Below are 15570 nucleotides of genomic sequence, written 5' to 3'. Positions count from 1 at the left end.
AAGGGGGCAAGGATGGGCCGTTTGATGTTCAAAACTTCAAGACCCATTTCGGTATTGTGTTTGTTTGCAAAGGTGAAACCAATCATGATCCATCACTTCCTCCCCCAAGCAGTCACTTGCCGACGAGCTTGAATCCGGCCCATCGCTTCATCAATCCGGTCAGCAAGCGTTTCAGCAAATCGACTCCGGCCATTCCGGGACAATCCTGTCTCCTCCACTCGGATATCCCCGTGGAAATGGACCGTAACATTAAGAGGCCGCTCTCGGGAGACTGGAGCGGACCCGACAGTACCTTGAGAGGCAGGGGAAACTGCAATGGCTGCTGCTTCCATCCCGGATTCCACTGTGCGTACCATCGGCCGAACCTGCTTGGTTACCCCATCCGCCCAGGTTGGAAAGAACGATTCCCCCGATTTATCCAGATCAGAAAGCGGCCCCTCCTTGGCCGGTGAAAAGGGGAGGAACGAGCGAATCTTTTGCATTCCGCCTTTCACCGCCGAGATCGCGGAAGACAGCCCCCGTCGGATTCCCCGAGCAAGGGCATCCAACAGTCCTTTACCGGCGGACAGAAACGACCCGGCATATCCTTTGATCGTATTCCAAGCCGACCGAACCCCATTGGAGATTACTGATTTGATGCCGTTCCATGCCGAAGACGCGGCGGATCGGATACTCTTCCAGATGGAGGATACGGTATTTTTCATCGAGTTGAAGGTCGATTTCACCGCGTTCCAGATCGCCTTGGCAATACCGGTGATGGTTGATTTCATCCCATTCCACACAGAGGAGGCGACCGCTTTGATCCCATTCCAGACGGAGACCGCCACCCCTTTGATGCTGTTCCAGATTCCTTTCAGGACCGATCCGAGAGATTTCATGAGTGTGGACACCGTGGATTTCAACCCGTTCCAAAGACTTCGTCCAGCGGAGACGATCGAAGACCAAATGGAAGTGAGAAAACCCTTGATCGCGCTCCAGCTCCCGGTGAAAATCCCCTTGAGGCTTTTCCCGAGGAGCATGACGCCCTTGACCAATCGTCCATACAGCAAGAGCTGGAATCCATTCCAGATCAGTTGCCATGCTGACTTCAGAAGATTGAGGATCCCATCCCAGAGAGCCGACCAGTTCCCGGTGAACAGAGCTGAGAAAATCTGAATGATCGAGGTGATCACTCCGATCGCTCCCTGAATCACCCCTTTGACATTGTTCCAAACGGAAACGATGAGCATCTCCACAAACGGCCATACAAACTGCATGATCGCCAAGATGACAGTCATGGCGGTTTGAATCACGGTTCCAATCACGTTCCATACATTCGTCAGGGCTTGGAGGATCATGGCTCCGTGTTCGTTGAAGAAGCCGACCAGCTGACCCCAGATTTGTTGGATGAAAGAGACCACTGCCGTCACCGCAGGTTTAATCGTCTCCCATGCCTGCTTGAGACCGTCCAGGATCCCAGGGCCATTGGACTGAAACCACGATTTGACCGTGTTCCAGCGTTCCAAAAGCCACTGTACAACGGCCTGGACTCCCGGCTTAATGTCATTCCAAACATTCTTGATGATGTTGATGGCGGTTTTGACGGCTTGAACAATATAAGGAGTAACGGATCGGATTACGTCCGCAATCCAGTTGAAAACTGTGGCCACCTTATCACCCATAGTCTGAAGGGCTGAATTGGCTCCCCCGGTCATCGACTCCCAAGCGGAAACCACATAAGGCTTAACCACATCCACTACTGCCATCACTGCGTTCCTGATGGCGTTCCAGACATTCATGACGGCGTTCCGAAAGTTTTCATTGGTTTTCCACAAGTGGGTAATTGCTGCCACCACTCCAACAATCACTGTTGCCCAGAACATAGCCGCCCCTGCCACCCTGAGGAACCCAAGGACAAAGGGCTTTATGGTCGTCCACAAGGCGGTGAAAGCCGCCCGCATCCCTCCGGTCAGCCCGATCCCTACCGCCAAGGGTGATAGGAAAAACATCAAGGCAGAAGCCACCCAGAGAAACATACCACCGAGTTGGCTGAGTGCCGGATTGATGTCATTCAAATAGTTGATGAAGTTTCCAATAGCGGTGAGTGCCTTCAGAAACGGGAGAATGACATAGGTGGTGAATGCTTCAGCAAGTGGAGTTAAGGCTGTAAGCCATGTATTTTTAAAGTTCTCAAAGGCTGGAACAACCCGTTTATCAAGTACAGTAGCCAGATAAGCCAGTCCGAAGGTGAGCAAGCCCCAGATCACTAGGGACCCGATTTGAGTGGCAGTCAAGTTGGATAATCCTTGGTTGATCATCTGGATCCGTTTCCGCAAATCAGCCATCGAAGCATTCCGGCCCAGCTGGGAAATCGCCAGGTTCGCCGCCGTTCCTTTCTTCGCCATCTCCTCCAACCGGTTCCCGATCCGCATGAACCCCTTGTCGAGAAAGGGGATAAACTTCACTTCTTTTCCCAATAAATCCATCTGCTTCTGGAAAAGCGTCGTCCGGGCATTCATTCGGTCCACCGATCGGAGGAACCGATCTTTATAGGCCTCCATGGCGACTGCGGAACGGTTTGCCATATCGGAAGTGGCCCAACCGAGATCCGCCATCACCCGTTGCATATAGCGTGCATCTCCGGACGCCGCCCGCAAGGCCATCCGCATCTCCCGAGCTCGAACGGCTGCCACCTTCATCCCCGCCTGATAAGAGCCGAAGTCACCGGCCTTTTTGAGCCGTTCAAGTTCCCGGTGACTGTTTTTCATAGCAATTTCAAAATCCTGCATGTGCTTGGTGGCTTCCTTGGCACTGATCTTGACGGTTCCGTTTCGATTCAGCCCGATAGCGGCGGCCTGTGCTTTTCGGGTGGCTTCGGTTAAACCTTGAATCGTCTTTGTTGCTTGTTTCCCGGATTTCGAGACCTTCGTGATTTTGCTCATTTCCACCCGGGATTTAAGGGCTGCATTTTGGAGCTCAGCAAAAGAGAGCGTAGTCGTTTTCCCCATGCGCCGAATGGATTTTTCCATGTTTCGGTTTTCACGTTCAAAAGGCTTCAAATGATCCGGAAGGTTTTTAATCGGACGTTGAAGGTCGTAGTATTCACGATAGGCTCGGCGTGTGTATTTGCTGGATTTCCGGAAGACCTGCTCCATCTCCTGATCGAGATCAGGGAAGCTTTGACCGAAGTCATCCACGGACTTTTTTGCATTTTTCATGGAACGGTCAATTTCTCGATCCATCTTCGGGAAACGACTCTCAAAGCCTCCTACGTGCTTTTCCGCCTGCTTCATCGACCGCCTCGCCGTTTTTTCAATGTCGTCGAACATGCCGGAGGCGTTATCCACGGCATCGATGATGATTTGGATGACATCTTTTTTCTTCGCCATATCCTCCCCCCCCTTTCTATCGTCGGCGGCCGCGTCCGCTCCGGGCCCGCTTGATGGCCTTTTCCTGCTTTTTCTGTTCCTCGTTCCAGTGAACCAAAAGAGCCGCCCTTTGCAGGACGGTCAGTTTAGCGTATTCGGAGGGTTGGAGTCGGAGATGGCGGACCAACACATAGAAGTTATACGCCTCTTGATGATTCCTCACGAAAGGAATCGGCGTCCTCTTCGTCCTCCTCTTCTTCGTTATCCTTATTCGGGTTACCCAGACCGGAAATCTCCATTACCCTGCCGCCGATCTCGTCGATCCAGGCAGAGGGAAGGGCGATCACCTGATCCGGGTTCCATTCCTCCGAGAGACCGAGAATCGCCGCCTTGCGTACCGCTTGAGCCGTAGCACGGGTGACGGCAGCCACATCCATTTTCATTTCCTCTTTCCGCATCTTTCCCTTTTTCCCGATTTGGGAAATTTCCGACCGAATCCCTCCTGACGCAATTCCCTTCACTTCCTCCGCCTCCAAGTGGGTGAGCGGGCGAACTTCAAACGAAAACTCTTCTCCGGTTCGCTCATTCTTGACAATGACCGCCTCTTTATAGGAAAGACCCGCCAGCATCTCCGGTGTAAACTTTTTAGCCATGTTTTTAACCTCCGTTTTTATGTGTTTCATGAAGCCTCTTCACCGTAACCATCTTTATCGTTCGTGACAGAGATCTCAACCGGCCCCGTGATTTCTCCGGTTGATGGATCCACCTCAGCCAAGCCCCGGATGGTGGCCTCCTGCTCAATCCGATCCCGCCCCCCGACGGGTTGGGTCAATTCGTTGTAGACCGATCGTGGAATCGTGATCGACATGTTGTCGCCAATGTTGAGGACAAAGGGATGCTCAGACAAAGCTGGCCCTGTTGTCGGCCCAGTGGCTGTCCCCCAGAACCGTTCTAGATTGGAGGTGTCAAAGAAGGATAGGTTGAGACCCAACTCCACCGACAGGGCCCCCCGGTAGGCCCGACGAGGGAACCGGGAACCAATCGTGATTCCAGCTTCGTTATCGGCGTTGTTCTCAATCGTCAAGGTGAACCCATCCACGACGGCAGAACCATCCGCCCCGGCCAGGGTGGCCGTGACTTCGTGGTTGGCGAACACATTTCCCTCGTTGAACACCGGAGCACGAAGGGCTCCCTTCTCGTCTTTTCCACCCAAAAACTCCACCGAAGCCGTCAAGAACCCCCGGTCCATTTCCAGCTCAATCGAGGAAACCACCATCCCAGGGAAAACATGCTCAAATACGTCCTTCCCTACAAAAGCTGTGAAGGAGTCCATCAGGCTCTTGGTGTGGGGGAAAAATTGATGCGTAAAAGGCCCTGTCTCCGTACCGGTTTTCTTATATCCACCCAGAAGAAGCTTGAAGAACCAAGGGAAAATTTTGTCGTCCACCAGACAAGAGATCGAACCCTCCGACATATAAGGAGCTGGTTTTTGGATTCGGTCAATCCCGGACATCCCCTCGTAGATCAGGGCGTTGTCCCCAGAGGGGTCCATCTCTGCCGACTCGGGGTCCATCGTGTGGACTGGGGCAGCAGCGGCAACGCCAAATTCAGTTTCCGGTGCAAAGCCAAAATAGCGAGTGATTGCCATCTCATTCCCTCCTCAAAATAGGGTAGGAGAAATTCACGGCGGCCGCAAAGGTTGCCGGATTTCCCCCAAATTCAAAAGCGGGATCAATCGTCCCGGGGATCACGTCTGCGACGCGACCTCCGAGAGATCGATCCCTCATCAAAATGTCATAAACCGCTGAAGCGAGATCCTCCGCCGCATCTTTCCCGGCTTCAGGGTCGTCAGAGTTGTACGTAACACATACAAATTCGAAGGGGATATTATGCTGCGCCTTGTGGCCACCGATGACCTCCGGTGTGTAGGATTGTGGGATCATCCATACGAGAGGAAGGTTATCAGCGTCCCCGGCGTCAATGGCGGTTCCATAGTGGAGGAATACCTCAAAAAGCCGTCCGCCTTCCACCTGCTCCCCCTTGAGGAGTGCCTTGATCGCGTCCCGGATGTCCCGCCGGATGTCGGCAATCGTCCGGTTTTCAATTGCGTATCCCATCAGAGTCCATTCCTTTCTTTAGCCAGGCGGACGAGATCCGGTTTCTTCTGCTCGGTCTGCGCCACGGCCCGTTCCACGAAGCCTTTATGCTTCCCGGTTCCCCGGGTGGACATCGCAAAGATCATCCCACCGCCTTTTCCTTTCCAAGCCATCGGCGCCCGGGACTCCCCGGCAGCGTTTTTCTGCTGATACGACCGGAAGAAGTAACCGTTGGCGTGAAAAACCTTGCCGGGGGCCGCGTAGATCCGCCGACCGGGTTTGTTGGACTCGATTCGGCGACCCTTCGGACCGTATAGACCGGTTCCCTCGTTCTGATACAGCGCATATTGGACCGACGTCCCTACAATGTAGTGGGTGTCCGTCAATTTTTTAATCGTCCATGATCCTTGCAGACGGCCCTGGTCCACCGGAGACTCCTCGGTGATGTTGCCGTGAAACTCCATCGTCGTCATATAGGCCGCATCGGCTGCTGCTTTCCCGGCCCGCCGTTTGAGCTCAGCAAATGCGCCGGGGTCCCAGGACATCGGCATCAGGGGGACCCTCCTGGCTCGACGTATTCGTCTGTCCCGAGAAACACCCCGTATTTGATGCGCTTCCCATCTCCGCTGTCGTCCATATACGGGATCAGTTCCTCTGTCAGCCCTTCGACGACCTGTGTGGCGGAGAGGATCCGGGTGGAATACTCCCCAGGCTCTACCACACGATTGGAGCGGTTTTGGAGGATGTATCCGACTAGCATCGCGGTTCGACGTTCAGCCACAGCTGTCACCCCCGCCAGGCGAGGGTCCCCGGCTGGAACCGACTTCCCGAGACGGGCGTCAATCTCTGCAGTGATTTGTCCCAGCCAATTGGAAAGAAGGCTGTCAACAGCCTCCTCCGTGTCCAGATTGAATGTTTTCTTGGAAACGCCGGTCATGGCCTTCAGGCTTTCAACTGAACCATACATTGGGGATCACCCCTTCTTGCGTGCAGGTGCTTTTTCCACATCTTCAGATTTACGAGAGGTGGCCTTCTCTTTGACTTCTTCCACTTCGACTTCCAGTGCGACTGGTGCTTTAATCGTCAAGAGATCCCGGCGGGAGTGAACCACCACCTCAACCTCTTTCCCCGGAAGGAACTCATGCCCGAGACGCTCAACCACCCGGTCACTTGTGTTTTTTACACGAATTTTGTATGCCATTGTGAAATCATCCTTTCAAGGTTTTTGCTCAAGCAGCCCCACTACCTCTTACGTATCCCGAGTAACCTTCCGCTACGACAACAGCGTTTTCGTCTTCATAGTTACAGTCGGTCCTCAGGGTGACAACAAAGTCCGTCCGGCGGAGTTTCGGCAAGCGTTCAGGCTCTACTCGGATATCCCGGTACAAACCGTAAACCATGTTGGACGGGAGAACCAGCATAGCCTGTCCAGCAGGCAATTCAGGGGAAACTTCAACCGGGATTCCACGGTAGGCAAGGTTGTTTGAACCAGTCAGGACCGTATCCCCAAGGGATGTCGGGCGGGTATCTTCGATGTACTGGCGATAATCCTCATCAATATCCCAACCGACGTAATAGCGCCATTGGCTCCGGTTCTGTAAGTACTTTTTGGGCAAGGCGTCCAGCATGGCGGAAAACATCTCAGCCGGTTTGGTAGGGTTAAAATCATCCGTTTCAGTACCGCTAGCAGTCAAAACGTTCCCTGCTTTCTTGATCCATCCATCCACCTCTTTGAGCAGCGGGTCTCCCGTAAGATCCGTGTCACCTTGGATCAGGAGATAGGAGAGATCCCGGCCCACCTGTCCACCCATCAGATCGAGGACGGTATTTTCAAAGTTTTTCTTTTCAATGTTGTCTTCCAGAGTGTGGTCCGTAATCGATACGTATCCGCCGACTTCTTTTGACTCCAGTTTGTTGAGGTAGGTGTTTGGTTTGGCTTCGTTAGTGATCTCCTCATTCTCCTTCTGCCCTCGCAACACACGCTGAGAAAACGCAATCCGGTCAATGTCTCGGGTGTGGGAGTTCATCGGAAGTCGGCGGGCAGCCTTCAGAATAGGAGTGGACTCTTCCACCACTCGAATAAATCGGTTCGACTTTTCAACGGTCAATAGACCTGAGGCAACATCAGCACGGGTGATCGCTTTTACTGCGGCATTCAGTTTAGCCACAACATCCGTCGTTTTCATGGGTTATTACCCCTTTCTCAAAATGGTTTTTACTTCTGCGGCAAAATCCAGCGTCCGAATGAATCACGACTTTCCTGTTCCAGCGGATCCGGCTTTGACTTCTCGGCCCCGTTGAGTTGCTCGCCATCCTGGCCGAACATGGAACGAGAGCCGAAGAACATGCCGGTGTTTTTCGCCTTCTGGGCAACCCCAGAAAGTTCATTCACCTGCGAGACAAGGTTCTCATAATCCGCCTCGGGATCGTAACCGTCTCCGTGCCCCCTGTTTCTCCCTGAGCTGCACTTTCCGTTGTATTCCCCTTGTCCTTGATGTCACCCTCCTGAGCGTTATTGGCTTCCTTCATAGCGGCTTTGACAGCGACATTGATCATCTCTTGCAATTTAGCTTCATCCACATCGCTTCCTCCTTTCGATTTTTGCACCGGAGGTTGTCCGGGTTGTTGCGGTTGCTGGCCTCCTTGGGCTGCGCTCAGTGCCTCCACAAACCGATTTAACACCTCAATAGCCCCTTTCACCTCTTCGGCGGAAGGAGTCGCCCCCGGTTGATCTGGTGGTTGCTGTTGGGGTGGTTGGTCCTGCTGTGGCGGTTGTGGAGGGACAGCCTTGATTGAGCCAAAAAACTTCGACAGCCACCCTCCCCCGGTGCTCCCTTCGTCTCCCTTTGACTTGATCGCAATGAATTTCGCTTTAGGGACAGCCGGGTCATCTACTACTGATACGGCATTGACAAACCAGTCAGGGCCCAGATCGGCAAGAGTTGTCCGCTTCTGTGCCGACTTCACGACAGCGGCATAGGCTTCCGGGTATTCGGCGACAGCATTTGCCGACTTGAAGGCCGGTTCCCGCATCCCCATGATGGAAAAACCGTTGATTTTTCCCGACTTGATACTGGACCAAGTGTCATCATCTTGGATCCGTACGGACATCATCCAGGAACCCTTGGGAACCCTGCCGACACCCTTATAAACCTTGTCTTCTTCGGTAATCCAAGAACGAATTGGCTTCCCCACGTTCTTCAGGGAGTGCTGCACATCGATGTTTCCGTACCCCTCCATGAACTGGTCCGCAAGCTCTTCGATCCGTTCTTCAGAGAGAACGTCTCCGTCAGAGTCGGGCTCGCCGGGGATCAGTACGGGTCCGGTAACAATCCGCTTCTCCTTTGACTTCTCCATAATAGGTGCGGTCAGTTCTGCACTCATTTCCTCACCTCCAATATGTTTTCGATAGCGTCACAGGTGCGGGAAATCCGATCTATCATGATGTCAACGGGAATGCAAATATCCAGACGGTTCAGCTCCCGCAACTCCTTCAGGTAGTCGATCAGCAGACCCGCCCGTTGCTCGTCGTCGATCCGTTCATCTGCTTCAATCTCGATCATGTCGGCGTTGAGGGTGCCAGACGTTATAGTGGGGTTAACCCCGAAACTTCCGCCGTTGACGGCGTCTTTCCAATCTTCCACATCCTCACCTCCTTCACGGAATAAAGGGTGTTTTGTATATCAACATCCCGGGCTTCGGGAAATAAGCCCTGAACGTACAGCGGCAGTTGATAAACTCGTTGAGCGGTGTCCCCTCCCGGTCATGCGGATACCGCAGTCCATTGGAGAAGGTTTCGCCCAACCGGATTACTTCGCCGTGGAGTACCCGGTGGTCGGCTTTATCGCGGGGGATGAAGCGGACCCGGTCATCCTTGGCCGTGACCCACTGGATATAGTCAACAACCCCCGACTCTTGGAACGACCGATAACGCCCCTCGTTTTGAGCGGCGTTGATCTCCGTTCGGGCAATCCGTTGGAGATTCCAATCCTCCATGTCGTGGAAGACCCTGCGAAGCTCCTCGGCCGCATCGTCAATCCCGAGACCGTCCACATAGGCCCGATCCAGAACCTTCCCCACGTCCCCTATCAACCGTTCTGCGGTCTCCTGGCTGAATCGATAATACCGGTCCCGAAGTTCCTTCTCCGTCCATTCGTCCCAGACGGTCCAGGAAAACTCAATCTTCGTTTGCTTCCGGAGTTCGAGGAAGGAAATCATCCGGCCATTTTGTGCCGCCTCGAGAGCCGCTTTCGATACCTCCTCGGGAAGATCCTCGTACAAGTGGCCGAGGAATCCGTCGAGGAAGTCCTTGCGCCTCTCCGGGTCGTTCGGGATGAACCCGAGATCCCGGAGCGCGGCAAGGAGCCGGTGAAGGACGCCATCAAGAAGAAGAGTCAAACTCCCTGTCAGGGCTATCGCTGTGGCCTCCCGGATCTGATCCCACCCATCCCCCGACGCTTTGTATGCGGGAAGACCCCCGTGAGCAACCAGAACATCAGTGATCCGGGCGCTGGCTTCGAGGGCTCTCATTTCCTCACCCCCTCATTGAAGGCGACCCGGAGTGATTTAAGGAGGGCCACCGGATCCACCTGGGCCGGATCCTGCCCGGTTGGTTCCCCAGTGAGGAGGCCAATGGGATCGACGACTCCCCCAGGCGTGGCCGGCACGCCCATGGAAGCCGCGAAGAGAGGCGGGAGGCCCAGAGTTTTCGCAATCTCATCAAGCGGCGTTCCGTTGATAAACGGCATATCCATCAGCGGGTGATCGATTGCCTCTTGTCCAAGCTCCCGGCGGATATCATTGATCGTGAGGGCCCCGAGATTGAACTTGGATTCTAGAATCTCGATGTCCCGCTCCTCATCCCGGGTGTCGATCCGTTCAAACTCAAATTTCCAGTCGGTGACACCGTATGCTTCCCGGAGGATGTGGCGCGTGATCCGAACCTCGAGGATCTGTTGACGGGGGAGAATGATCGACTGCTTGTATATCTCTGTGGATTCAGCTGCCGTTGATCCCCCGAGACTTCCCTCCTCCGCGATCCCTGCGCGATACGGAGGAACTCCATGAGCGGAAAGGACCTCATCCCGGTTGTCTTTCCTATAGAGGCGGAAACTGGCCTCCTTCACATCGACGGCCAGGGCTTGAAACTCGATCTTGATATCTTGTGCCTCTTCACCGAGAGCCGGGTCCTTCTGGGCAGTAAGGACCAAGGTCCCGTGGCGCTTTTCCTTAAGATCTTTTTGGAAATATTTCTTGATCGCGGCGACTGTATCATCATCAAGTTCGGTCCCAATCACCGTCACCGCATAGGCCGGAACCCCGAAATTCTCGAAGAACTCGATATTGTATTCAGCCCGGGCGATGTCTCCCAGGATCGCGGCCAGTGCCGGCATCACGTCGGGGGTTCCATAGTAGTCCGATGATGGCACATGGTTCGTAAGATAAAGAACCTCCGTTCCCTGGTGTTCTGGCGCAATGGGTTCTTCAGTGATCGACGGGTCCTCTTCGTCCTCCACTCCCTCCACCCCAGTCGGTCGGAGGACATTCGGCGGAAAAAACTTTAGCCCCGTCCTCCAGTCCACGTCGAAAGGAGCGCCCAGGGCTTTGAACCAGACCCTACGCGCTCCCCGGATCTGTACGTATCGATCCCGATCACGATGGATGCGAATGGTGTGCGCCGGAATCCATCGGAGCCCCGTGATCTGTTGCGGGTTCGCCTGGTTGTTTCGAATGATTTCCAGGGCCGCCCATCCGACGGCCTCATAGTCCGTCCAAAACTTGAAGAGGATTTCTTCGAGGGTCTCCTCCGGGTGAGGTTGACGGAGAAACTCCAACACGGTGGCCTTTTGAGTTTCGTCAGGCTCCCGATCTTCTTCGTCTTTTTTGAATGCGGGAACCAGCTTCCACCCCAGTCCAGTGACATCCCGCGCTTTGGCCTGGACACATCGGTAATGGTAAGTGTTTTGGTCCATCACATCGATGAGCGTTCCCGGGTCGTATTGTGGCTGGATCACCTGCATCTCGTTGTACTGGTTGGCGAACAGATCATCCTCGATTTGCCGGGATCCTGCCGCCTGTTCAGCTAACGATTTAACGGCGAAACGGTCCAGCGTGCTGGCTGGAACCACGTCGCCATTTTTCAGAACAAATGCGCGGGTGGTTGGCTTGTCTTTGATTGTGGCCATGGCTTCACCTCCTCACGAAAAAAAGAGCCTCGAGGGCTCCTTACTCGGCTTTCTTTATGCGCGTTCTGAAGTCCGTAGCTAGTTTGTGGTCCCCACACCAATCAGACGGGTAAACAGCGGGGAACCCTTCCAGTTTGGGCGCATGTCTTCGGCATCTACCGATGTTATCCTCTTTACTGACGTAAAACCGGCAGGTCACACATTGATATGTGGAGAGATCTTTCCAGTTATCATTCATCCTACCTTCACTCTCCCTTTCTGTACCGATTTCCGGATCACATATAGTCCCGCATACGAAACAGTGTCCACCTGGTCATCATGGGAACCGTTCGGGAACTTCAGCAACTCCCCCTCGAACTCCGCAAGCCAGGGTGCCCGGGCAGGATGATAAACGGTGCCCAGCTCGTACCTTGCCACCACTGGACGGGCCCGGGAGACCTTATCGCGGTCGGCCTTGAGTGGCCGGATCGGGAGCCCCGCCCTCTTTGCCGCCTGGATGATATTCAGGCCGTAGGTCGTGCGCTCCACTCCCTGGAAGGCGGGTACCCATCGGAGGTATCCGTTTCGCATGATGTCCATATGCTTGACGGTCTCCGCCCGCTGCCGATGAACATCCAAAAGGATGAGATCCCGCTCCGGCGTCACGGCCCAGGTGGATAGCACAAACCAGTCGGAGGATTCGTTTTCCGTTGCGGCCGGATCACAGGTTTGGAAGATCTCGGCCCCCTTCTTGGTTACTCGCTTGGTCTGCTCATTTCCGGTATAGAGAAGCCAGTGATCTCCCTGATCCTCGTAGTATCGGAAGTGCCCCCGCTTAAACAGCATCCCATCGGCAGGGGCGGGCCGTTGCTGGTACAAGGCAGCGAAATAGTATTCGCCTGTCTCCCGCCTTTTATCCTCATAGAATTTCCGGTCGAATCCTCGCTCGGGAACCAGAGGCTCCCCTTCCTTCCTGCCGAGCGGGTCCGTGTCGGGATCCTCACATAAGGCAGGCAGAGAAAGAACCATCCACCGATCTAGGATTCCGTTTTCCTCCGCCTCGGCCAGTACTCTACCAGCTAGGTCATCCTCATGCCAGCGGGTTTGAATGATCACGATTGCCCCGTCTGGGGTGAGCCGGGTGGAAAGAACCGATCGGTACCAGTCCCATACTTTATCCCGCATGGTCTGACTCCCGGAATCCTCCGCCCCTTTAAACGGGTCGTCGATGATCGCCACACGGGCCCCCCGTCCCGTCACTGGCCCCCCGGCTCCTACCGCCTTCACCCCGCCTCTGCGGCCCTTGATCCCCCATTGCTTCACGCCGTTGGATGAGGGGTGGAGTTCCAGTTCCCACAACTCCCCCGCAAACTCCCGGAATCGATCCCGGGCCACCATGTTGAAATCCTCGGCCAGGCTCGCCCCGTAGGAGGAGATGATCACCTCATCATCAGGGTAATTGCCCACATACCAGGCGGGAAACCCCTTTGTGGCCACATCGGACTTTCCCGCCCGGGGAGGCATGTTGATGATGACCCGGTCAATCTCCCGACGGGCCACTTTCTCCATGACCTCGCATACCTTGAGACCGGCCCGTGTAGGCTTCCAGTGACCGTGTGAGGTGTACTCCAGGAAAAAGGAGAGACTATTTCTCGCGTCCTCCTCCCAGATCGCCTTGAGTTGTGCGACGGAAAAGTTGTCGGGCAAGCTCCCGGGAGTTGGGATCGTCGATGATTTGTTGGACAACGACTGTATCATTACCACTCACCTGCCCACTATGCTCCAATTGAGCATCCACCTTTTGACGCCGCCCCCATCGATCCGGGAACTTCCGCTCTAGCCTCCATGCGGCTGCCTGCCAATTTTCTTTAGCTGCCGTCGCAATCACGGCTACATCCCTCATCTCGGATTCAGCAAGCGCCTTTTCTACTGCGTCCGAAAACTCCCGGTATTTCCCCCGTTTCGCCCGCCGTCCCTGCTTTAACCAGCGATACAGAGTATCCTTGCTAATTCCCGAAAAGGCCGCGGCCGTCTCAATATAGTTGCCCATCCGAATGGCATCCACAACTTTCTGCTGCAGTTCTGGTGTCAGCTTTTCAGGTCTTGCCACCTTCTTTCACCGCCTTTTTTCCGGTCCATTCCTCCCATCGCCGGATAATCACATCACAATACACTGGATCCAGCTCCATCCCGTAGCAGGACCGTCTGGTTTGTTCAGATGCGATCAGCGTCGATCCAGAGCCCAAAAAAAGGTCTAGCACAATCCCGTCCCGAGGGCTGGAGTTTTGGATAGCCTTGGCCGGGATCCCTATCGGTTTCATGGTGGGATGATCGGCGTTCCGAACTGGCTTCTCATATCGCCACGCGGTTGTGTTTTCCTCTGTCCCGGAATAGATCACCTCGTAGGCTGGGACCTTCACCATCACGGTCTTCTCGCCGTCGGTAAAGGATAGGACCGTACCTTCTTTCTCTTGGTACACCACCAAGGGGACAAGATCATCTATCACTGTAGTCTGCTTTCGATCTCCAAACCATCGATGAGCGCCTCCAGCTTTCCAACCATACAAGATCGGCTCATGTTTCCACTGATAATCCTGCCGACCCAGAACGAAAGCGTTTTTCACCCAGATCAGGCACTGCTTCAACTCCCAATCGGTATTAAGAAGAGCCGATCTGAAGTTGATCCCTTCCGAATCCGCATGACAAACATAAATACCGCCCCCAGGCCGGGTGACGGCATTCATATTAGCGAAGGTATCATGAAGGAAGGCGTAAAAACGTTCGCTGTCCATGTTGTCGTTTTGGATCTTCAGTTTCCGTTTGGTGCTTCCCGTATAATCCACATTGTACGGAGGATCGGTAAACACCATGTCCGCCAGCTGATCACCCATCAAGCACTGGACGTCCTCCAGTTTGGTCGCATCCCCGCACAGCAACCGGTGGCGGCCCAGCTGCCAAACATCCCCGGGCTGTGTGATCGGATCCTCGATCTCTTCCACCGCTTCACCGACATCAAAATTATCCTCTTTCAATTCATCCGGGTTCAGAAACTGCTCTGTCAGCTCGTCGATCTCGGTCGTATCAAACCCGGTAAGCTCAACATTCAAACCGGTCAGCTGGATCTCCTCCAGTAGCTCCGCCAGCTTCTCAAAATCCCATTCCCCCCTGATCTTGTTGAGAGCAATATTAAGCGCCTTTTCCTCGTCTTCATCCAGATCAACAACAGAGCATTCCACTTCCGTTCGTCCCAACTCCTGCAGTATCTTCAAGCGTTGATGCCCACCGACCAAGTTTCCCGTCCGACGATTCCAAACCAAGGGTTCAATATAGCCGAATTGATCTATCGAGAGCCGTAGCTTTTGATACTCGGGATCACTGGGCTTAAGATCTTTTCTCGGGTTATAAGCAGCAGGATTAATTTTTTCTATGGAAATGCGCTCGATCTCGATTGCAAATCACCACCTCATTTTCGCCATGAAAAAAGCACCCGGGTGGGTGCCTTAATCTTCATCGTCATCTTCGTGAAGCATATTAAGTAACTCAGCAAATGTGTTACAAATCTTTTCTGGAACCCCGTCCTCATGATCCCAAAAAATGATCGCGGGGTATCCATTGTTCAGTTGATTATAATCAAAACACAAAAAATTACCAGCGGGGTCAATAGAGAATATAACCATCTTATTCGGCATGTCATGCTCTTTTTTCATATATGGACTATTGGCTTCTGTAAATTCCATTCTTTGCTCATCTTCTTCTAATGGAAGCAAAGCCCCAAAGCTTCTACTGTTTCCATTAGGAGCATAATAGAGATCTGGAATCGGTTCAGCCCCGTGGTTTACCATAAACAACCCTCTAAAATCATCTGGTAGCCGAATCCCTAGAAACTTCTCTTTTTCGCTCAGAACTTCTTCGGTTACCGGTGTTCGTTTATATTCCCAAATGATCTTTTTCACTGATCAACAC

General features: G+C 53.8%; 18 protein-coding genes. All 18 read right to left on the bottom strand.

The features are described from left to right. Positions 1-92 precede the first annotated feature (92 nt). Positions 93-3368 carry a phage tail protein gene (locus tag IEV46_RS00390; RefSeq protein ID WP_188428665.1) on the bottom strand — a complete coding sequence of 1092 codons (3276 nt, stop codon included), beginning with the start codon at positions 3366-3368 and terminating at the stop codon, positions 93-95. Positions 3369-3384: 16 nt separating this feature from the next. After that, the gene (locus IEV46_RS00385; protein WP_188428663.1) at positions 3385-3570 is read right to left on the bottom strand and encodes a hypothetical protein; all 186 of its coding nucleotides are present in this window, start codon (positions 3568-3570) and stop codon (positions 3385-3387) included. Then, positions 3545-4000 (bottom strand): hypothetical protein, encoded by a 456-nt coding sequence (locus IEV46_RS00380; RefSeq protein ID WP_188428661.1) that lies wholly within the window; start codon positions 3998-4000, stop codon positions 3545-3547. The genes IEV46_RS00385 and IEV46_RS00380 overlap by 26 nt, the downstream gene beginning before the upstream one ends. A gap of 26 nt (positions 4001-4026) precedes the next feature. Further along, positions 4027-4995, bottom strand: coding sequence for a phage tail tube protein (locus tag IEV46_RS00375; protein ID WP_188428659.1), 969 nt, complete (start codon positions 4993-4995; stop codon positions 4027-4029). Between the two features lies 1 nt (position 4996). Beyond that, the gene (locus IEV46_RS00370) at positions 4997-5464 is read right to left on the bottom strand and encodes a hypothetical protein (protein ID WP_188428657.1); all 468 of its coding nucleotides are present in this window, start codon (positions 5462-5464) and stop codon (positions 4997-4999) included. Next, positions 5464-5994 carry an HK97 gp10 family phage protein gene (locus IEV46_RS00365; RefSeq protein ID WP_188428655.1) on the bottom strand — a complete coding sequence of 177 codons (531 nt, stop codon included), beginning with the start codon at positions 5992-5994 and terminating at the stop codon, positions 5464-5466. The genes IEV46_RS00370 and IEV46_RS00365 overlap by 1 nt, the downstream gene beginning before the upstream one ends. Then, positions 5994-6410 (bottom strand): hypothetical protein, encoded by a 417-nt coding sequence (locus tag IEV46_RS00360; protein WP_188428653.1) that lies wholly within the window; start codon positions 6408-6410, stop codon positions 5994-5996. The genes IEV46_RS00365 and IEV46_RS00360 overlap by 1 nt, the downstream gene beginning before the upstream one ends. A gap of 6 nt (positions 6411-6416) precedes the next feature. Continuing rightward, positions 6417-6644 carry a hypothetical protein gene (locus IEV46_RS00355; protein ID WP_188428651.1) on the bottom strand — a complete coding sequence of 76 codons (228 nt, stop codon included), beginning with the start codon at positions 6642-6644 and terminating at the stop codon, positions 6417-6419. 28 nt (positions 6645-6672) lie between these two features. Beyond that, positions 6673-7629: a phage major capsid protein gene (locus tag IEV46_RS00350; RefSeq protein WP_188428649.1), complete on the bottom strand. Its 957-nt coding sequence runs from the start codon at positions 7627-7629 to the stop codon at positions 6673-6675. 29 nt (positions 7630-7658) lie between these two features. After that, positions 7659-7835: a hypothetical protein gene (locus IEV46_RS00345; RefSeq protein WP_188428647.1), complete on the bottom strand. Its 177-nt coding sequence runs from the start codon at positions 7833-7835 to the stop codon at positions 7659-7661. Beyond that, positions 7832-8827: an XkdF-like putative serine protease domain-containing protein gene (locus IEV46_RS00340; RefSeq protein WP_188428645.1), complete on the bottom strand. Its 996-nt coding sequence runs from the start codon at positions 8825-8827 to the stop codon at positions 7832-7834. The genes IEV46_RS00345 and IEV46_RS00340 overlap by 4 nt, the downstream gene beginning before the upstream one ends. Beyond that, on the bottom strand, positions 8824-9087 hold the full coding sequence (locus IEV46_RS00335) for a hypothetical protein (RefSeq protein ID WP_188428643.1): 264 nt from the start codon (positions 9085-9087) through the stop codon (positions 8824-8826). The genes IEV46_RS00340 and IEV46_RS00335 overlap by 4 nt, the downstream gene beginning before the upstream one ends. A gap of 13 nt (positions 9088-9100) precedes the next feature. Then, complete coding sequence (locus tag IEV46_RS00330; protein WP_188428642.1) at positions 9101-9973, bottom strand: phage head morphogenesis protein; 873 nt, start codon at positions 9971-9973, stop codon at positions 9101-9103. Continuing rightward, entirely contained in the window at positions 9970-11628 is a 1659-nt protein-coding gene (locus IEV46_RS00325; RefSeq protein WP_188428640.1) for a phage portal protein, read from the bottom strand. The genes IEV46_RS00330 and IEV46_RS00325 overlap by 4 nt, the downstream gene beginning before the upstream one ends. 234 nt (positions 11629-11862) lie before the next feature. Then, complete coding sequence (terL, locus tag IEV46_RS00320) at positions 11863-13176, bottom strand: phage terminase large subunit (protein WP_188428638.1); 1314 nt, start codon at positions 13174-13176, stop codon at positions 11863-11865. A gap of 76 nt (positions 13177-13252) precedes the next feature. After that, positions 13253-13717 (bottom strand): IS630 transposase-related protein, encoded by a 465-nt coding sequence (locus IEV46_RS00315; protein ID WP_229735777.1) that lies wholly within the window; start codon positions 13715-13717, stop codon positions 13253-13255. Continuing rightward, entirely contained in the window at positions 13704-15041 is a 1338-nt protein-coding gene (locus IEV46_RS00310) for a site-specific DNA-methyltransferase (protein ID WP_505712039.1), read from the bottom strand. The genes IEV46_RS00315 and IEV46_RS00310 overlap by 14 nt, the downstream gene beginning before the upstream one ends. Positions 15042-15107: 66 nt before the next feature. Further along, the gene (locus tag IEV46_RS00305; protein ID WP_188428636.1) at positions 15108-15560 is read right to left on the bottom strand and encodes an SMI1/KNR4 family protein; all 453 of its coding nucleotides are present in this window, start codon (positions 15558-15560) and stop codon (positions 15108-15110) included. Positions 15561-15570: the final 10 nt, after the last annotated feature.

The sequence above is a fragment of the Kroppenstedtia guangzhouensis genome (assembly GCF_014637345.1).
In the GTDB taxonomy this organism is placed as follows: Bacteria; Bacillota; Bacilli; order Thermoactinomycetales; family DSM-45169; genus Kroppenstedtia; species Kroppenstedtia guangzhouensis.
The sequence above is the reverse complement of the archived record's forward strand: the minus strand, read 5'-3'. Positions and strand labels throughout refer to the sequence as shown.